Genomic DNA, 19,673 nt, shown 5'->3' on the forward strand with positions numbered 1-19,673 from the left:
ATTGTGGATGTAGTCAATCAGCCAGCAGAGTTGCCGATTATCGGTGCCTACCCAATCAAAATCCTCCGTTTGATTAAAAAATCTTCCGGCATGCAACGTCTGGATAGCCGCGGCTTGCTGCCTCAGCAATTGTTCAAGCTCAATATCGCTATCGCCATCCAAAATCAGTGATTTGGCATGGACGATGGATTCAACTGGCGACGCACCCGGCCTCATCAGCAGGACAGGACGGCCAGGGAAAAAATACTTCAGCCACGCCCAAAGCCACCGTCTCTCTCGCGGGGAAGGCTCCCCTCCCCAGTGTACCGTAATCAGCCCTAATGCCCCACGCGTTTCGATAGTCATAATCTATTAAATGGCTTGCTTGATAAGGGATCATACCGGACTTATGCAGGAATAACTCAAGAAGGATCAAAGAGTCATTAAAGTGTCAATCAAGACGAAAACATGATGATCTCTAGATGTTTTCAAGCGGTCAGAATGGAATGGATACGATGTCTTTACAGCCCTTTATGGAAAGCGACAACAAATACGGTACTGAATTCCACAGGTGTGATCTGGCTTACAGGTTCAGTAACGGGGCTGTGGATGCCGATATGAGGCGGCAGATCATCGGGGCAATGCCGCCCCGGCCGGGGCCTTCTCCGTCGCGCCATTCGGCGACGACGAAATCCGGGATCGATACCCCGGGACCGTCGCCATGGCGGAACCACTGGAAGACGAAGCTCAGGGGAGCCAGGGGACGAGTCGCGCTTGCGGTTGCCGCCAGGTGAATTTCCGGCCGCCCATTCATCCGGATAACTCGGTATTCAGGCGAGTTCGAAAAATTGTGAATATCCTTGGGGAACCTCTCGGTATACACGGTGTTTCAGTACGTAAATCAGTTTGCTGTGCAGGTATTGCCTTACTGCCCTTCTAATTTAAGATATGCATGATTTAGAAGGGATGAGATAACCATTATCTAGATGATTGAATGGTGATCCTGAAGTGTCTGACTAAGGCGTCCCTATCCCTTGGCTAGGGACTGCGCTGAGGGAAAGTGTCTTCCATTGACAATTATCATTCATCGTTGCTAGATAATGTTCAGCTGGGGCGCTGTTTTTTACAGCAATGATGAATCACCTGAGAGAAACAATCACAGGTGAAACATGCAAGCAGACTATTTCATTCAGGATAATCAGAGGGCAACAGCAGCCAGCATTTATCCACGATTTTGGGAGGTTGGTGAATATGGCCTCGTTATCAACGAATTTTTATCTTTTCTGCGGGTAGCTCTGGCAACGGAGCGATTGCCATTTGAAATCCATCACACAGGTGCGATCAGGTACGCTTCGCCCAACATGGTCATTGTTCATGATTCATATTCACTGGACTATTATTTCCATGCGATGCGGGATTTGATGGGCGTAGTGATGCCGGGGTATGCCTACAGTCCGCTCTTGGATCTCTTTCGTACATGTTTCCAGCAGCAGCCTTGGCTGCGCCATTGCGCATTCCGCAACCCCAGTGCGCATATGTCGGCCGTATCGAAGCTAGAGGCGGAGGTGTTCAACGACTTCGTGCAAGCGCTTCGTACCCAGGCGCGGCAGCAGAACACATGGGCGCAAATGCGGAAGTGGAAGAGCGACACGGAATGCAGCCAGGCTGAATCCATTGGCGAATACGTACCGAAGTTGCTCAGGGGAGGGGATCGACTGGAGCCGATCCGGCAGGATTTCCAGTATCAGGAGAAGGTCTTTGCACTCGCTGACGCCATGCCATACGGTCAATGGGGCGTGGCTGATTCCGGTCAGTGGGCATATGTACCCGCCCGCGCTGACTGGCCATCAGACAACCCAGAGTCACGTGCGCGAATTGATACCCGTGTCGCGATGCAGGATCGCGCACGGTTTTTCGCCAATGTCTACCGCGATGCGGACAGGCAGATCTTGCAATACATGCGCGGCTACATCACCAAGATGGAGCGCGGGACGAACGGTGCCAATCACTTCCACTGCTGCTTCTTCGTCGACGCCAACCGGCCAAAGAACTTCACGACGGATGCTGTGATTGCCGCTCTCACTCGACGGTGGTCAAGGGCCACCGACGGACGGGGCTTTGTGTTCAATTGCCATAAGCCGGATTACCGTTTGCCATTGAAACGGCAGGGGCGGTGGGTGTTGGACCCTCTCGCGGGACATAACGAGCGCCAAGTGACACGATTGACGGACTACCTGGTCGGTTACTTTGCTCACGAGAAGGATCAATCCCTCCATGTCAAGCCGACAGCCAGATCGCGGGCATTGACGATGGCAGTGGGGAGGGCGTCAACTGGTGGTGCATAAAGGCTAAAACTCCACGCCCCACTTGCGCCATCACTGCCGGCTGGTAAGAACTGTCCGTGTCGAATCAGAAAGGCATTGACGTCGGGCTTTGCCAGGGCGGTCCACTGCCTCTGGGAGGGCAGAGAGCGGCGAAAAGCGGAAGTTCGTTGATGTCCATCTTTGGGCAATATGCTACCGTACATGCCGGAATCCGCCGAAAAAGATGGCAAGGAGAGACGATTGGTTCGGGTCATTGAGATTGACATCGGTCAACTTGGCGTGCGATTGCCGCGCGGAGAAGTCGGAATGGTCATTGCGCAGCCATATGTGGACTTCGTCCATTTGGAACCGTTCCCGCTCCTGCCCGAACTGAGGGATGCCGCGCTAGCGGGCATCGACGCCACGCTCGCCGTGGCCCTCAAATGCGCGCACGGCGCTGAGAGGACTCACTTCACTATCTTTCCCGAATGCACGCTGCCTGGCCTGGCCGGCTTCGACCGCATTACGGCCGCGATGGCTGATGGCAGTTGGCCGACAGGCACCGTCGTCATTGGAGGGCTCGAAGGCCTGACAAGGACGCAATTCGGCGAACTAGTTCAGCGGCCGGGCACGACCTACGACGAAGTAGGGAGTTCGTTGGACCGCGTCCGGGAGGACCAATGGGTCAACTGCTGCGTGACATGGGCCAAGCTTGAGTCTGGTGAAGTCCGATGCTGGATTCAGACCAAGATTGAGCCTGCGGGAGTCGAGCTTCAGGTGAACCATCAGTCCATGTTCAAGGGGCAATCCGTCTTCTTGTTCAAGGGTAAGTATGTTGACACCCACGCGCCATATCAGTTTGCGACCCTCATTTGCTATGACTGGATTGGAGTCCGAGACCAACGCCGCGTTTGGGAGTGGCTTCTGCAGGACATCGAGCAGACCGCAGCCGCAAAGGAAGCACAGTTGCCGCTCACATGGCTGTTTGTTGCGCAATGCAATCCGGGACCGTCGCATGCGTCCTTTATGAGTCAGATTCAGCCGTTCTTCAATCCGGTGCAGTTCCCCGGGGTCCTTCGTGAGGGCACCTGTTTAGTCATGGCGAACGTGGCTGGAAATGCGGCTCCGGGGATGGCAAAGCAATACGGCCAGACGGCGGTCATCTTCGCGACCGATAGGTTCATGAAGCCGGAGAGTATGCCCACGTACTGCGCCGGTGGCGAGTTCCAGCGACCTGGTAACCCTCTGGAGAACTTCAAGGATGCGGTGTTCCGAGAACGCGGCGCCTGCATCCACTCGTTCCGTCAACTGAACCCTTCAGGCCTGCCACCGGGCGCGGCCGGCAAGCGATTTGCGCTCGCCGACGCCACCGTGCACCCATTTCCAGGAACCAAGGACCCGCGGACTCCGGCTGGGCTTGTTCCTGCAGTCGTGAAGTGGATTAACGACGAACTCGACGACTCCGAAAAGTCGTTGGAGGCCAAATACCCCGGTTTACCGCTGGCCGGCGCTGCTGGCGCGGCGCATCAAAGGTCGGTGAACGCCCTTCGCTGGCTGCCACCAGATGCGCTAAGCAAGACGGTCTTGGTTGCAACTCCAGGGACAGAAAGTGCTCCGGACAAATGGAGGAGCACCCAGTCTCATGCGGTGAAGCATGTCCTGCACACCTTCTCAATCCTCGAAGCGGCGCAGTATCCGGCGACGTTCCATGGGAACGGGGCGCAGGCGACCATCATGAAGGGGGACGTGAGCGTTGAGGTAATCGCCGTGATAGGCCGGAGCCACGAGGAGTGCGATAAGCACGTGCTCAACCAGCTGCCAGACCATCGAGGTCAACTGCTCTTGGTCAGTCGCGACGAAGACAACACGTCGTGGAACCCACGGATGCGGACTCTGTTCGACCAAGCCGCTGAGCCGACCGAGGAACTCAACTTCACAGACCCTACCAGCGCAGTCATTCGGATCGGCTACCAAGACTTTCTCAAGGCATACCAAGATGCCGTCAACGAAGAGGCACTGAGAGAGGCAATCGATGCTGCAATCTCCTGAGGCCCTCGGCCTTCCTTCAGAGCTCCGCGACACGCTGTCGCAGCTCGTGCCCGGAACGACCTTCACAGAGGAAGTCCTCCGCGAAGATTGCTTACCGCTGCTCTTGATGCTACGCAGCCATGCGGTCACAGCATTTGCGGTTGGTGATGAGGCCGACTACGAGCCGCTGTACGAGGCGTTCAAGAAGCACTACCTCAAGCGAACCTCAGAGTGGTCGACGAAGGATGTGTCGTTCGTCTTCTGCCTTCCGGCGGGAATCACCGTTCACGAGTCCTTCTGCTCGCGCGTCGAAGTCGATGTGTACTTTTGCAGAAAGTATGTCGTTCAGCTTGACCACGACCTGGCCGGCAGCCTAGCGAGGTTGCCCTTCCTCCCGCTGGCGCCAATTACGCCTGGGGTACAAACGCGACCTCCTTCTGCCCAGACGTTGCTTCGACAGCGCAACATGAAGGCGGAACTGGCCAAGGCCTTAGTCGTGCCCGCAAAGAGCAGCGCGAGCGTGATTCTTAGTGCCTGTCTTGAAGGCACGTACGGCGCGCCTGACAAGGTTGCAGGGGTGTCCGCAGAGGCATCCTCGGAGCCCACGGCCGAAGAGCGAGTGCAGGCCACCCTCAAGTCAATTTCCATCCAGAACTTCCGGGCCTATCGAACGAAGAAGGAGTTCGCGCTCGGCTCATCTGTCACCGTCCTCTACGGTCCCAACGGATTTGGCAAGACATCGTTCTTCGACGCCATTGACTTTGCCGTTACTGGCGGAGTCGGCCGGCTTGCTAAGGCTAGCGGAGGCTTGGCTAGGGCTGCGAAGCATCTGGACAGTGATGGCGAGTCGACCGTCGTGACCCTCACGCTCGAGCGTGATGGCAAGCAGCACGTCATCACCCGCAACTTGGCGGAACACAACAACGCGCAGGTGGATGGAAAGGTCACCTCGAGGAAGGATGTATTGAGCCTTCTGACTGGTGGGGCCTCGGCCGCAGCCGACCGCGTGGACAACATGGTGGCTCTGTTCCGAGCCACTCACTTGTTCAGCCAGGACAGCCAAGAGCTCACCCGAGGCGTTGCGGAAAATTGCGAACTGCCCGCGGACATCGTGTCCCGAATGCTCGCATTCGAAGACTATGTAAGCGGCTTGAAGAAGGCCGAGGAGGTACTGAAGCTAGCGCGCCAGAAGCTCGCTGAAGCGCGCAAGCAAGCCCAAGGCGCTCGTAGCTCCATCGACGCCGAAAGGGAGGACTTGAAGCGGCTTGAAGGCCTTGCCTCCGTGGACACGTCGCCGGAGGCGCTCGATGCTCGGTTCACCGAGTTGGAGCAAGCGATCTCGGCCTCAGGGTTCAACATGTCAGGCATCAGCCCTCACGATACGAGAGCTCTTCGTGCGATGCTGGAATCGTCTGCGGCTGAAGCGGTGAGCTGGCGGGCGACGGTGTCCAAGGCCCTTGAGCACGTCGCGAACTTGAAGATGCTGCGTGGGCAGCTCGAACCAATGCGCACGCAAGTCGAGGAGCGTAAGGCCCTGGTCGAACAGGCTGAGGTCAGTGCCAATACGGCGTCGGAGCGCCTCGGTACGCTTACGAGCGAACTTGCTCAGTTCAAGACGCAGGAACAGGTAGCGCGGTACCAACGGGATTGGCTAGTTTGGGCTGCCTCGGTTCAGCCGGAATATGCGCAACTGACTGTACAGAGTCAGGCGCTCACCGAAGGTCTATCTACGCTCACGCAGACCCTCAACCAGCAGAGGGACGTCCAGTCCAAAGCGCTGAGTGCCCGGCAGGATACGGCAGCGACGCTTCAGCGCCTTGATGCCGCCTCGAAGACCGCGAGAGACTCAATGTCTCGCGTCCAGTGGGTCGAAAAACAGGCTGACCTATGGGTTCAGGCAGAGCCCAGATTGATAGCCGCGCAGGCCCTTGAGGCAAAGTTGCAGGGCTCATCCGAGACGAAGCGCGCGCGGCTGGGCGAGGCGCAGCAGGCAGTGTTGGCGCAGGAACTTCTTGTCGCTCGAGTGGAGCGCGAACTCAATTCAGCCAGGAGCAACGACACCACTCTGAAAGAGCTGATTGCCGAGCTCCGCACGCACGTGGATGGCGCGACTTGCTTGCTATGCGGTCACGACCATGGGAGCCAACACGCGCTACTGGCTGCAATCGACCGGCGGATGGAACAAGGTGACCTCATCGTTCGACTTAGTGAGAAGCTGGCTACTGAGCGGGCAAAGCTGCAGACACAGGTCGCTGCGCGACAAGCCCTGTCCGACGATCTAAGCCAGGAAGACCAACAGCTGGGGCAAGCCAAAACCGAGCATGAGCAACTCGAGCGGCAGCGGACGACCTACGAAACGGCGCTGAGTTCGGTTGGACTGTCTCTATCGAACGATACGGCTCAACAGCTTGCGCAGATGAGCACACAGGTGCGTGAGGCGGAGATGCTTGCTGTGAGCGCCGTCAACAGTGCGCGGCAACTGCTGGCTGCGGCAGACGCTGCACTTGCCTCCGCTCAAGATGGCTACCAAACATTGGAGCGCGAACGCCAGGCCTCGACGACCGCGCTAGAAGCGGCGAAGCGCCGGCTGGACGAGCTTCTTGCCGAGGCGAATCGTGGGACGGTCAATCTCCCGGCTGGCCTGCAGGCTTTGACCGAGGCGCTGCGAGACGCGGAGGCGCGGCTAGTCCAGGCAAGTTTATCCGTTCAAACTGCAAGCACCGCGCTGGACACCCAGAAGGCAGTTAACGCAGGGGCGAAGGCAAACCTTACTGCGGCGCGAAGCAGCCACCAGCAGGCAGGTCAGATATGGAACACCCACCAGACCAACGTGCAGTCCGTGGTTGCCGCGCTAACAGCCGCGGGGCTTGACAGCGATGTTCCTGATGAAGAATTGCATCAGAGAATTCAGGCGGCGACCGCACGCGAAGTGACAGCGCTCGGCTTGCGTGACCGCGTCGCCGAACTCGAAGTGGCCGTGGATACGGCAGCGACCTCCGCCGCCTTCCAAAACATGCGCGACCGAATTCTGGCCAGTGAAAAGCTGGTGGAGCAGGCTGACGAGCTCGCTCAGAAGGTCGAGCCTTGGGTGGCGTACTTCGAGGACGTCACGAAGCTACTAGACCGCCAGCAGGCGGTCGCGACCGAGCACTTCATCACCGAGTACGGACCTAGGACTGCGGTGATTCAGCAGCGGCTGCGACCCGTCTACGGGTTCGGCGAAATTGAAGTGTCGAGCAAGGACTCAGCCATCGGCATCCGAGTTCACCGAAAGGGCCAGGAGTTGCGGCCTACCGACTACTTCAGTCAATCGCAGGTGCAGACGCTCGTCCTTGGACTGTTCTTGACCGCCTGCAGTTCTCAGACCTGGTCTGGGTTCTCGTCCATCATGATGGACGACCCTGTGACACACTTCGATGACCTGAACACGTACGCGCTGCTGGACCTGATATCGGGGCTTCAGGGCTCGTCGGAAGGTGAGCGACAGTTCGTTATCTCCACATGCGACGCGAAGCTGCTGCAGTTGGCGCGCCAGAAGTTCAGGCACATGGGCGCCGCAGCGAAGTTCTATAGGTTCTCGGCCATCGGGGCCGAAGGGCCGATGGTGAATGAGATTCCTGCCTGACGCAGTTCACCCGGTACGAGCGTTCCTGTCACCGGCTCCGACGCGGTGCTACGCTCGCGACTCATATTTGACATGCCGAGCGGAACTTCTGGAGGGAGGGCTCGCGAACTGTAGGACGCGCTTGGTGGTGCTTCTGTAGCTCGCTAGAAACGGCCATCTGAAATACGGTTTCGTTGCCAGTGATACGAGTTCAATGCGCTTCCCTTGCTTGTGGTACTCACGCGGACTTTGCACGATAGCCAAGGACAGCTTTCAGTCAGCCTGCTTGTGGCCTTCGAATGACAGCTCAGGGTCGAATTCCGCCTGACGTAGCTGGAGCACGCCTCGGTCTACTTGGCCAAGGCTGTCTCGCCTTCTGGCACCCTCGTCCCCGAGGAGCCGAGCGCAGTCGAGAGGCCCGCCAACTAATGGAAGCGGGCGACGTCACCTTCCAGTTTGTCGTCAATATCTACCAGTAGGATGCGAACGACAGAGACTGTCGCGCGCCGGTGATCGCCCGCCGGACTCAGAGCATGTTTCCAAGATTGTGACCGTCTTGCACTGGGATGCGCAAACCTACCAAGGAGGACTGTTGTGACAGAGGAGGCGCGTGAGACGATGGGCGGAGAGGTGGCCAGTGCGCAGGTGGCTCCACTGTCCCGTGAGCAGCTATACGAGCTCGTCTGGCAGGAGCCCATGCTTCGGGTTGCCGAGCGGCTGGGGGTGTCGTCGAGTTACATGGCCCGGGTGTGTACTGAACTGCGTGTGCCTCGACCACCTCGGGGGTACTGGGCGCAACTTGAGTTCGGAAAGGCGCCTGCACGCCCCGCATTGCCGGATGTTAGAGCAGGTGATATTACTGAATGGAGCCCAGGGAACTTCATCGGCACCAACGAGCGGGCGTCTAAAAGGATAGCAAAGGGTCCCTCCCCCACCGTCGATGGCGTGCCGGTGGTGGCGCCGAGCATACAGCGACGGTCTCACCAGCCGACGGCAGAGAAGCCCTCGCACCCGCTACTGGTAGGCATCAAGCCGTTCTTCGAGAAGACTCGTGATAGCGAAACCGGCATCCTGCGTCCGTTCAAGCGATTATTGGTCGACGTTCTATCGTCGAAGGAACGGCTGGACGCTGCCATCGGTGCGGCCGATAAGCTGTTCCGAACGCTGACTTCGCGTGGGCACCGAGTGACGATTGCACCGGCAGGCGGGCAGATGCGACGAGCCGAGGTTGACCTGCGCGAGACTCCCAGGAAGAACCACTACCAGCACAGTGCCTGGGCGCCTGAGCGACCAACGGTAGTGTATATCGGTGACGTGCCCATCGGTCTGACGCTCTTCGAGATGACCGAAGTCGTCGAAATGCTCTACGTCGGCAATAGCCAGTACGTCCCGGTTCGAAGCCTGACTCCTGAGCAACGCCGCAGGTATCCAGAGCCTAGGTATTGGACGACGACAAAGGACCTGGCTTCCGGTCGCCTTTGCTTACAGGCGTACTGCCCATCGTGGCGGGTCAGTTGGGTCAAGCGATGGTCCGAGGAGAAGCCAGGGCATTTCTCTTCATTGGTGCTGGGCATTGTGCAAGAGCTTGAAACAGTGGGCCCCGAATTGAATGCACAACTGGAGGCGGCGAGAATTCGGGCCGAGGAAGAGCACAGACGGTGGGAGGATGAGCAGCAACGCCGGCGAGAAGCGGAGGAACGCGCGCGGCAAGAGAAATGTCGCCAGGATGCGCGAAAGGATCTACTTGCAGCAATTGCAGGCTGGGACGAAGCACGTCGGATTGACGCTTATTTCACCGAGGCGGCGCGAGCGGCTGAGCGCCTTGACGTCGATGAGCGGCATAGACTGCTGGGTCGCATTTCGCTCGCAAAAGAGCTGGTGGGCGAGAGAGAACCCTTGGATATCTTGCTTCAGTGGAAGGCACCGAGTGAGAGGAACTAACCTATCAGCACAAAGAAGGGTCGCATTGACATCCTCACCCCACGTCACGGATAGATTGTCGCCGCGATGCCATTTGCCGTCTGTTGGTACTGCGGACGACCGCAAGGAGGTGCGGACATTCGACCACAGGACCATGGCTGGCCGAGTTGGGTTGTTCTGGGACGGCCAAGGCTTCCCCCGAAATCGGCGATGAACCAAAAAAATGAGCGACGTAGAAGAGAGTGGGCGTTACGCCCACTCTCCTCGTTTATGCCGCACGGACTTACATCGGCGCGATGTTGTACTTAGCCATAATTTTCTCGATCTCGTTGTTACGATTGCTAGCCATGTCGTAGTAGCACTCRTTATCCGAGCACTTGCTGTCGAACTTGCTGGTCCACTTTTTGTGGGACTTCAAGATATTCTCCTTTTCCGACTCAGGAACGCGGCTGGAGTCCAGGAGTCGCTGGGTGTTGCCTTTCACGCGCAGCATACCGCCTCTGAGGCCGTATTCAAGACACTGATCTCTCTCATACTGGCTGCGTTTCATTTTGCAGATCTCGCTGGCGCGGAACTGGGCTTGCGCTTGAAAGGCGAGCGTCGAAAGTGAGAGGATGGCGATAGTGGCAAGGAACTTTCGCATGATATTTCTTCCTTAAAAAGTGAAAACAGCTAGCTTGCCGCTTCAGTTCAGTCGCATGTCTTGGACACCATACTTCGAAGTCTCCTTGTAAGTGAATTCCTTGAACTTCTGGATTTGCTCGATGTAACACGCATTCTCCGGATAGCCTAGGCTGTCCTTCCGGCACTGAGCTTCGGCTTCCTTCGAGATGGCCTGACGTTTCTTTTCCACGTTTCGTTTCACGGTGGCAGGAACCTTTTTCGATTCCTGCACAGTGAAGGTGTACTCGTCGGCTTCGGTTTGATAATTGCTGATCAAATTCGACCAGCAGTTCTCCCGCTGGTTTTTGGTCGGCATGGTGTCACAGGTGTTGACTGYGAATGCTGCGGTGGACGACAGGGCGAGAGCGATGGCGATGATGGTTTTGCGCATGAGAATGCTCCTTGAGAAAGCATCGTGGGAGCGGTTTGAACCGCTCTCTACAGGGTTGTGAAACAGGTAGTGTGGGTTGTGGAAATTAGTGGGTCTTCAGATTGCCGGTGCCTGATGGCTATCTGAAGATCCACGTGCGGCGGCATGAGCAGGATGTGGTGGCCTTTATTCTTCTTGGTCCCTTTCAAAAAAGGATTGTTGTTGTGTTCACTCTTCAAGGCTGGACATGAGCTGGTCTAAGCTGCACGCACACGGAACTGCTATATCGGCTCAATACGTCGTAGTTGAAGCATGAACCATAAAAGGCAATATCAAGGCGTTCCGTCCGCCGGTATGGACGTTCAATCTTTTGGCATCCTGCTCGTACAGTTGGGAAGCTGCCAGGACACAACGGCAAGAATGCAGCCTACGTTGGAATCTGCGTGCCTTGGCAAATAAAGGGGTAATTCCGAAAGATAAGAGGACCCGAAGGTCCTCCCCAGCGTGAAGCCGGAACACGCTGGAGAAGCCGTCTTCAGTTACGGATTCTGCTTTTGGCCAATCCGAATTGCGGCTTCACGCATCGATGCGGCCATGGCGTCAACCACGTCCGCACGGAATTGCGCCACCGTCGCACGCGAACCAGCAGGCAGCGCATAACCCATGAGCAGCTTGCTGTCCATCAGCCCAACCACGAGCGAACCGTCGGCGTTGATGATGTTTTTGATTCGGTCATTGATGGGAACCATCGGCGCACCGATCGTCTTCGGGAAGGTGATCGTGACCGTATTCGGATTGCGAGGATGCACCGACCAGCTACCCGCGACCGGGAAGTTGAGCGGATTGCTGGCGTAGTTGCAGCCCACCTTGTTGCTCTTGTCGATTTCAGCCACACCACCGGCCTTGATGTTCAGCAACACGCAACCGCCGCCGATGTCGGTTTGCGTACCCACCACCTGTTGAATCGACGAATACGCCTGGGCAGGGTCGCCCATGGTGTATTGCGGCGAACCATTGACGGTGTTGGAGACAGCAACCGTTTGGCCGTTGATCCACGGCAGACCGAAGCCCGGATTGATCAACATCACGCGATCGTTGTTGTACGTGATCGTGGCAAGGTAGGCAGTAGTGCCCGGTGCGAACGTACCCGTCATGGCCTGGCGAACCGGATTACGATAGTCAATCTGCRGGCCAGTCGAGAGCGGCTGACCGCTGACGTCCATCGTCCGATACGAAACACGAACGCCGTCGTTGGTGATGGGGTCAGTGCCGACCAGGGTCGCACCTATCGACGACAGTGCATAGGACGGATGCATTTGGCCAGCAGTCAGCCAGCCGGTCCAGGAACCGTCGGCCTTCAGTTCACAGGCTCCCGCACCTCCGTTGAGAGAAATCCACGAACCGCTGAACCAGCCGTCGTAGCTGCCAAGCGGCGTGGCCGGCAGCCAGCTGCCGTTCCTTTGTGCCTCCTGCGTGATGGAGAGCGTAGAACCGGACAGCGTGAAGTTCTCACGCACTGGAGTCAGAGCCGGCGTGACGACGCCGGACTCGAGGATTTGCTGCATGAGGTTGCCGTTCACGGTGAAGAGGGGGCTGCTCAGTACGGCGGTGGCGTCAGCTTCAGCGCTGTAAGCCGGGTTGTTGAGTTGTGCGCTGACGTCGGCCTGTTGGACCCCAGTCACCGTACCCTTGGCAGCGTAGGCCTTCATCGTGGCCTGGACTTGCGTCCACGAGATCGGGCCTTGACCACCCAGCGTCGTCAGGTGGCTGACCATGCTGGCAGCAATTGCTGCCGTGCCAGTGTCGCCGCCAGAAATGTAGTCGGCAGCCGGATCGACTGCCGCGCCCACGAAGTTCTGGGTGATTTGCAGCGCTTGGTCTTGCGAGAGGCCGGCCTTCACGTGCGTGACAACCATCGTCGTGAGTGGCGTGACGTTTTGGGTGGTGCCCGACACGATGGCTGACAGCGTGAAGGTCGAGGTGAATGGGACGTCGGGGTTCGAAAGATCCCGGGTATTTGGCGTCACGATGACGTTGATCTGACGGCCAGTGGCGTCCGCCGGCGCATTCAGGGTGTATGCACCAGTCGCGTCGGTCGTGGTCGAGGGCAGAGAGGCATCACAACCACCTTTACCGTCATCGAAGCAGACCTTGGCATTGGCCAGGTAGCCGTCGATGGCCTTGCCGGTCAGGTTCGCGGTTTGCGTAGGTTGGGGCGCAGTGCCACCACCCGCAGCAGCGCTGCCGCCATCCCCACCTCCGCCGCAGCCGCCCAACACGAGTAGTGCGGCACTGAAGATGCCTGCCTTCAGCGCGAGACTCTTCGCCTTCGGGTTTCGCTCAACGCAGCTCGCGTGACGGCGATGCTCAATTTCCGTGTAAGTGTTTGAATGCATTATGTTTTTCTTTGTTCTTCGAAGTTGACAAGGAAGCCGATGGTTCTCCACCTGCAAGCCACTGATGATGTTAACGACTTAATGGGTTGAAACTCAACCTAAAAAGCACTTCATATCAGAAAGGCGATGCCCAACCATCTGGGTGGATTGGGAGAGGGCATGCGCAAGACAGACATGGACCAGCTTGCCGGCGTGGTGGGACGGGCGATTGCCAGGCATCGCACCGCCGCCGAGCTCACGCAGGAGCAGGTCGCGGAACGGCTGGGGATTGGCAATGAGGCGGTATCGCGCATGGAGCGTGGCGTCGTCATGCCCACGATCGGACGCCTGGCCGAGCTGGCCGACATCTTTCAGTGCGAAACGGCGGATTTGCTGACGGAAGCCAGCAATCGCGCCAGCGACCAGGCCCACCACCTCGCCCGCTTACTATCGAGGGTCAGCACCAGCGACCGTGCCATGCTGGTGGAGATGGTTGAGAGGCTGGCGCTCCGGCTTGGCAGCCGTAGGGCGGACGCCGACCGTCACTGAGGCGCGCGTAGTGTGTCTCCGGGGCATGACTTCAGCAGCCACGACTCGGCTGGAAGAAGGGCGAAGGTTGCCGAGCGCGCGCCGGTGGTGTGCAGCCACACCTTCTGCCCGCTGGACAGAACGTAGCTGGAGAGCAGGAAATGCCCGGTATCGAGTGCGCGTTCGTTGCGTTGCCAGTCCTCGTCCGAGACCTGGCCCCAGTCGCCTTTCATGTGGCGCATGAGAAGGTGCGTGAGTGGTACTTGAACGGCATTAAGTGCTTTGAGCGCTTCCAATGAGACGAAGACACAGCCCGGTGTGACGCGTGTGGGTGCGCGGAGTTTGGAGGGAAGAAATGGATTCGTCATGTCCGTCGTCGCTGATCAATAGTCCTCAGGCAGCAGGACTGTCGTGGCCGACCGGTCCCATTCGGTGATGATCCAGACCTTCTGTCCGTCCGGCAGGGGGTAGCTGGACAGCACGCGCTGACCGGCGATGGCTGCCAGGTCGTTGTGCTGGCGGTCTTCGTCGGACACATCGCCCCAGTCGCCACGGGCGTGGCGGTTCACCAGCGCGAAGATCGAGACGCCTGCTGTCTGCAGGGCATTGAACGCAGCGGGTGTGGCAAGCAGACGGCCGAGGGGCAGGCGCGGTCGGCAGAATGCGGGTAAGGCGGGTATGGCGTGATCCGTCATATGGTTCTCCTGAATAGGGACGAGCATCGGCCTCCGGCGGGGCCGGATGGGCACGTCAATTGGGAAAGAAGAAGGAAAGGACTGTGCTGGGCGAATGCCCGGCTTATGCCGTCGGGGTGAGCGAGGCGAGTTGACGGCGCAGGGCAGTGGCGCGGGCTTGCGAGCAGCCAAGGTGACGGCGGATGTCGGCAACGGTTGGACGGAGTCGTCCGGCCGCGACTTCCTGCACGAGCCGAGTCACGTCGGGATTGGCTGATTTCCGAACCGGTAATGGGATGACGGGATCGTTATCCGGTGGATGACTGCCGTCCGCCTCGTGACTCGCCGTGACTGGGGGGACGGCTGCGGCAGCCCCCAGCGCCGGCCAGGGTTGCAGCGCGATCGCCCACAGCAGGCAAGCGACCCCTTCCAGTACCGCCGCGAAGATGAGACCCGACAGCAGATCGACGCGCGCGACGGTCGTGCCGAGTAGCGCCGCGAGTCGCCCCGTGACCGGATCGGTCGCCATGGCGTCGTGTCGGTTCACAGTCCTGTCCTCCGCTGCTTGCCCGCGCCGAATGTCGTCGACTTCGGCGTCCAGCGCATCCAGCTTGGCGGCAAGCGTGATCCGACGGGCTCCCAGCGTTGTGCAGGTGCCCGTGCAGTACTGCGCATTGGCCGTCGCCAGTCGCGCCGTGACCTCGGCCCGTTCCCCCATGACTGCTGTGAGGCTGCGGCCGGCTGGCGCGAGGGAACTCACAGACACGGCAGCCGACCGCAGTTCCCCGGCATGCCGCTGGGCTAGCAGGAAGAACGTCGCATGCCCGTAGCAGGCGGTTGTGATGCAGGCGAGCCACAGCACACCGCCCACGACGCGCACGACAGTGGGGGATTCTCGGATCACTGCGGGCAGCAGGTGCGCAGTGGCGACTAACACGATGCCAAGCGCAACCCACACCAGCCGTTCCGCCACCGTACCGCCGCGCTGCCAGCCGGCCAGCACCGACAGGCAGAGCGCGGTGCCGGTCGCACCGGCCGCCAGCATGGACGTCCAGCGATTCATGCTCGTCATGCCGCCGTCCCGCCCAGCAGGGCGGCCTTGCGCTGCAGCTTTTCCCGTAAGCCGGGCGGTCTAGCCTCGTCAGGCTTCCCGGCGTCACCTGACGCCGAACGATCGTGCGTGGCCTCGGGAAAGAATTCCTCAACCACCGCTGCAGCTTCCTCGGGACTGTCCTCGAACGTGCCGTTGCTGAAACCCTGCTTGGCTGCCGCGTCCAGCCCCACCTGGTCGAACCCGGCAGACTTGCGCCGTGCATCCAGCTCGCGCGCTTCGGTGAGGGTAGCTTCCAGCGAACTGCCCGCCCGAATCCCCAGGTCCACGTAGTAAATCGCTGACCGGTAGCTCTGCGTGGTGGACTTGCCGCGCAGCTTCAGCTCCAGCGCCAGGCAGGCCAGCCGGTTGCCCGATACCGCACTGAAGTAAAGCAGCCGCGCCGCGAGTGTTCTGATGCTGTTGAAGCTCGTCGTGCGGAACACGAAGGAGCCTAGCTCGTCTTCGTTGCCCACAATGACGTTGAGCCGCCCATACGGCTTGCAGCCGCCGGGGCCACCGAACTGGCAGCCGTCCGGCGACGGGCAGGGCAGGATCGCAATGCCGTCCTGCTCCACTCGCTTGCACCGCTCGCCGTTGCCGACGCAGACGGGACGCCCGGTATCGCGGTCGAACAGGCAGTATTCGGCGCGCAGATTCAGATTCGGGTCATTGAACAGCATCCGTACGGGGATCGAACGCAGCTTGCCCGGCGTGGCCTTGCGCAACGATTCGTTGAGCGGGTGCAGCATCCAGCCGTCGCGGTTTTGTACCTGCGTCGTCAGCGTGAACTGGTCGTCCTTCTCCGGCAGGCGCTTGCCGTTCTTCTCGACCACGCGGCCAATGGAAATGCGCCCGATGACGGGCGGGGTAATGGCGAGTCCTTTGAGCATCGTTACTCCAGTGATCAGGGATAAATGAGGAAACGGCGGGCACCGGCTTTAGGGATGGCGTACTGCTGGGCGAGATCCGGATGCTCGGCTTGCAGGCGTTTCAGGTCAGTCGAGGCGCTGTCCTTGCTGCGCCTGAAGCTGACTTCGCCTGTCTCGAACAGCGCCCTCGAGGCGTCGCCTATCGCTTGCTGGAGGGTCTGCTTGAGCTTGGCTGCTACCTGTTCCCGTGCGTCGATCTCGGCGCGCACGGTAACCAGATCGGCGAACGCCGCTGACATCTGGCGGTGCTCCGAGAAATCCACCGTCCCGCCACTATCCTTCGGGTATAGGCATCGCAGCGCGCGGTCGGCTGACTCCGATCCGTCTCCGGGTGGTGGGGTGTCGGTCTCGACGTAGCGCCAGAACTGGGCTTCCAGCGCGATCAGCCGGGCGATCAGGTCATCGTCCCGCTCGATCCGATGGACTTCCAGCTTCTGGCCACACAGCAGCACGGCCACGTCGGCGGCACGCTTGCCGGTGACCGTCAACTGGTGTTGGACCTGCAACTGGACGTACTCGGGCACGCCGTCCTGCCAGTGCCGGGCGCCGAACTCGCCCGCGGTCTTGCACTCCAGGATCTGCACATCGGGCACGCCGACCACTTCGCGATCCAGATTGGCGAGCATGAAGGGGATCGTGGGGTGTTGCAGGACGGCATTGACCTTGCGTACGCGGTGGCCTGTCTGCTGGGTATACGCCGCTGCCACGATGGGCTCCAGCAAGGTGCCCCAGTAGATCGGTTCAGCCGTATCGTTCGGATCGGGTTTCGGCAAATCGGCATCCCGGCCGGTCTTCTCTAGCCACAGTTCGAGCTGGCTCTTGTAGGGATTGAGGCCGACCGCGGCGGCGGCATCCGATCCACCAATGCCGGTTCTGCGTACCGCCAGCCAGTCGGTGCGGGATAGATCCGTTGTCTTGACCAGCTTGAGCGCAGGGCGGGAGGATCTGGCCTGCGCGGGTTCGAGGGCACTCATGCAGCCTCCAGAAAATGATGCGGCCCGATGAGCGAACTCGACCGGGTCGACAGGTAAGGGAAGAAGGGAGGGGCGGCTACACCACGAGCTTGAGAGCTTCATCCCACGCTTTCTGCTTAAGCGACGCGCCAGCGCCAAACCAAGCGGCATCGCGCCGGTGGTCGTCGCTRCGCGCGCGACGGTGGTGATCGGTGAACTCGGTCACCGCGTTGAGCAAGCCCCAGGCTGTTCCCGACGCGGAGGGCAACTGCGCGCCCTTGCCGCGCCCGGCATAGAGCTGGCCGACCGTCTTGATGGCGCGCTCGTTGACGGCGACGGTGTCGCGATCACTGGAAGCAGTGACCGGATAGGTCAGCACGCGCCGGAAGAACGCTTCGGCGGCCGACTCGGTAACCTTGCGCTCCGCCAGAGCCTTGGTGCGGACCATGAAGGCATCCCATGACGAGACCGCGATGCCAAGCTGTCGCTTGACCGCCTGGCCGTCGAACTGGCTGCGGTGCGGTACTTTGACGGCCCCCGTACTGTTGCCGAGCGCAATGGCGAGCGTGTTGTTGCAGACGACGCGCACCGACGTGAACTGCGCCGTCGTCGCCAGCGTGCCGTCGCAGGCGGTGGCGAGCAGCAGATAGCCGTTCACAGCGTCCTTGCCCTTGAGTGAGCCGGTCTGGCCGGTCTTGGCGAGCGCCCACAGCTTCTTGCCGAATTTGAGTACGCCTGCAGTTTCCAGCTCGTATCCGCCTACCTCAGTCAGATCTCGATAGAACTCCAGGATTTCCGATGGCTGGACAACCTGGAATCGGCTGGAAACGACCGAAAGCGGGGCCTTGGTGTCGGACCGGTACAGCACCTTCTGGTCGGGGAAGGCGTGAATGGCGCCGATGCCGGCCGTGCCGGTGACGAATCGGACTTCGGATGACTCGATACGCCAGTTCATGCCGGCGCGCTCGGCCCACACATCGACCGACTGGTTGGGTCCAAGCCGGTTACCCAGGCCGTGCCACGGTTGCTGGCCGACATAGGCCATCGATTGAACGAGGTGCATGATTTGCTCCTTTGGAAAGACGAGTGCATAAAGCCCGGCAAGGGCCGGGCTGAGGGTAAAGTGAAGGGGAGGTATGGAGGGTGGTGCCGAGGGATGAACCCGCAGCCGGCATCAGCGGGGAGACAGCGAAAACGGCTCGTCGTCCTCGCTCAGACCGAATGGATGGGCTGTGTACCCACCAGAATCGGATTCGTCGAAGGACGGTCGCCGGCGGACATGAGACTCGACCGACGATTGCCCGAACGTGTGTCCGCAGTCCAGGCAGCGGTAGTTGTGCAGGACCTTGTCGTCGATCAACTCGCCCAAGGTAGCACCGGCCGAGCAGCCGGCCGTTCCACCCAGGACGCCACCGAGGATGGCCCCGGCGACTGTGCCCATGACTGCGCCGGGAGGGCCGGCGATGAGGCCGATCCGGCCACCGAGCGTGCCGCCAATGCGTGCGCCGTTCATGGCAGCGGCAAAACCGCTGGCGGCGCCCGCGATGGCGCCAAGGGTGCCGCCAACTTTGCGTGCGTGGTTACGGGTCACTACTTGCGACGACTGGCAATGCGGACAGGTTGTCATCATGCCGATTGCCCCTTGCGGTCTGCGTCACGGTTGCTGCAGCGCAGGCGGCCCCAGAGCGCGCCGACCAAGAAGATCAGGGTGAATGCAAGCAAGTATTCAAAGGGGGAATTGTTGGATATCACGATGGCTCCATAGATAGGGCAAATAGCGGACCGGAGTGGTGGCATTCCACCCTCTCCATGGCGTGATATATGGTTAAAAATTCTTTGAATCAACAGAAGGCAGATTGCTGCTTCAGCATTCGTCGAATATCCCACCGGCTTCCCTTGGATACTGCGCCACCATTGGCCTTGGCCGTAGCACTCTCGATACGGGCAGCAGCAGTTCCGGCCATCGGAGTGGTGGGTACAGAAGGAGTCGATGTCTTCGTAGTCATGTTTCTTCCTTTCGTAGCGTAGTGCCAAAGGCGGCACGACGTCATCTTGAAGAGGTGGTCTTATGGCTGCACGACACGGTTCCGAAGGAATTTTTCATTTTTTAAGTGCAGCAACTTCATGCCTTCAGTAGCCGCATCGCATCTATACGGGTCTCCAACCACAACCGATTGCCTCCAAGCTGCCTCCAAGCCCGCGCCAGCAAACGAAGTGGCCTCAAGGACGCTCGCGTGACCTCACGCCTTGGTCC

At 59.7% G+C, this 19,673-nt stretch carries 15 protein-coding genes; 5 read left to right on the forward strand and 10 right to left on the reverse strand.

Translation table 11 applies throughout. The annotated features are described in order from the left end of the window. Positions 1-1,148 precede the first annotated feature (1,148 nt). The 4 genes from AC1DN0_RS30770 to AC1DN0_RS30785 all read left to right on the forward strand — a co-directional run bounded on the left by AC1DN0_RS30770 (position 1,149) and on the right by AC1DN0_RS30785 (position 9,855). Positions 1,149-2,324 (forward strand): hypothetical protein, encoded by a 1,176-nt coding sequence (locus AC1DN0_RS30770; RefSeq protein ID WP_477143093.1) that lies wholly within the window; start codon positions 1,149-1,151, stop codon positions 2,322-2,324. A gap of 180 nt (positions 2,325-2,504) precedes the next feature. After that, positions 2,505-4,331 carry a hypothetical protein gene (locus AC1DN0_RS30775; RefSeq protein ID WP_477146246.1) on the forward strand — a complete coding sequence of 609 codons (1,827 nt, stop codon included), beginning with the start codon at positions 2,505-2,507 and terminating at the stop codon, positions 4,329-4,331. Continuing rightward, positions 4,315-7,935, forward strand: a complete 3,621-nt coding sequence (locus tag AC1DN0_RS30780) for an AAA family ATPase (RefSeq protein ID WP_477143091.1) — start codon at positions 4,315-4,317, stop codon at positions 7,933-7,935. The genes AC1DN0_RS30775 and AC1DN0_RS30780 overlap by 17 nt, the downstream gene beginning before the upstream one ends. Positions 7,936-8,508: 573 nt before the next feature. Continuing rightward, positions 8,509-9,855 (forward strand): hypothetical protein, encoded by a 1,347-nt coding sequence (locus AC1DN0_RS30785; protein ID WP_477146247.1) that lies wholly within the window; start codon positions 8,509-8,511, stop codon positions 9,853-9,855. 262 nt (positions 9,856-10,117) lie between these two features. Here the strand turns inward: AC1DN0_RS30785 and AC1DN0_RS30790 are convergent, their stop codons facing one another. From AC1DN0_RS30790 to AC1DN0_RS30800, 3 genes are all read right to left on the reverse strand, one after another. Beyond that, positions 10,118-10,477 (reverse strand): hypothetical protein, encoded by a 360-nt coding sequence (locus AC1DN0_RS30790; RefSeq protein WP_477143089.1) that lies wholly within the window; start codon positions 10,475-10,477, stop codon positions 10,118-10,120. 42 nt (positions 10,478-10,519) lie between these two features. Next, entirely contained in the window at positions 10,520-10,888 is a 369-nt protein-coding gene (locus AC1DN0_RS30795; protein ID WP_477146248.1) for a hypothetical protein, read from the reverse strand. Between the two features lie 518 nt (positions 10,889-11,406). Continuing rightward, positions 11,407-13,263: a hypothetical protein gene (locus AC1DN0_RS30800; RefSeq protein ID WP_477146249.1), complete on the reverse strand. Its 1,857-nt coding sequence runs from the start codon at positions 13,261-13,263 to the stop codon at positions 11,407-11,409. Between the two features lie 159 nt (positions 13,264-13,422). Here AC1DN0_RS30800 and AC1DN0_RS30805 point away from each other — a divergent pair, with 159 nt between their 5' ends. Beyond that, positions 13,423-13,791 carry a helix-turn-helix domain-containing protein gene (locus tag AC1DN0_RS30805; RefSeq protein ID WP_441593400.1) on the forward strand — a complete coding sequence of 123 codons (369 nt, stop codon included), beginning with the start codon at positions 13,423-13,425 and terminating at the stop codon, positions 13,789-13,791. On the opposite strand, the gene AC1DN0_RS30810 is transcribed toward AC1DN0_RS30805, so the two are convergent. The 7 genes from AC1DN0_RS30810 to AC1DN0_RS30840 form a co-directional block, all read right to left on the reverse strand. Then, positions 13,785-14,012, reverse strand: coding sequence for a hypothetical protein (locus tag AC1DN0_RS30810; RefSeq protein WP_477143086.1), 228 nt, complete (start codon positions 14,010-14,012; stop codon positions 13,785-13,787). The genes AC1DN0_RS30805 and AC1DN0_RS30810 overlap by 7 nt on opposite strands. A 141-nt stretch (positions 14,013-14,153) precedes the next feature. Further along, positions 14,154-14,465: a hypothetical protein gene (locus tag AC1DN0_RS30815; RefSeq protein WP_477143085.1), complete on the reverse strand. Its 312-nt coding sequence runs from the start codon at positions 14,463-14,465 to the stop codon at positions 14,154-14,156. Between the two features lie 103 nt (positions 14,466-14,568). Further along, positions 14,569-15,516: a hypothetical protein gene (locus AC1DN0_RS30820; RefSeq protein ID WP_477143084.1), complete on the reverse strand. Its 948-nt coding sequence runs from the start codon at positions 15,514-15,516 to the stop codon at positions 14,569-14,571. Continuing rightward, the gene (locus tag AC1DN0_RS30825) at positions 15,513-16,427 is read right to left on the reverse strand and encodes a recombination directionality factor (RefSeq protein WP_477143083.1); all 915 of its coding nucleotides are present in this window, start codon (positions 16,425-16,427) and stop codon (positions 15,513-15,515) included. The genes AC1DN0_RS30820 and AC1DN0_RS30825 overlap by 4 nt, the downstream gene beginning before the upstream one ends. 14 nt (positions 16,428-16,441) lie before the next feature. Further along, positions 16,442-17,440 (reverse strand): YqaJ viral recombinase family nuclease, encoded by a 999-nt coding sequence (locus AC1DN0_RS30830; RefSeq protein ID WP_477143082.1) that lies wholly within the window; start codon positions 17,438-17,440, stop codon positions 16,442-16,444. A 76-nt stretch (positions 17,441-17,516) separates the two neighbouring features. Next, positions 17,517-18,482, reverse strand: a complete 966-nt coding sequence (locus AC1DN0_RS30835; RefSeq protein ID WP_477143081.1) for a DUF932 domain-containing protein — start codon at positions 18,480-18,482, stop codon at positions 17,517-17,519. Positions 18,483-18,593: 111 nt separating this feature from the next. Then, positions 18,594-19,049, reverse strand: coding sequence for a hypothetical protein (locus AC1DN0_RS30840; protein WP_477143080.1), 456 nt, complete (start codon positions 19,047-19,049; stop codon positions 18,594-18,596). Positions 19,050-19,673: the final 624 nt, after the last annotated feature.

The organism is Cupriavidus sp. 05N39 (assembly GCF_056397325.1).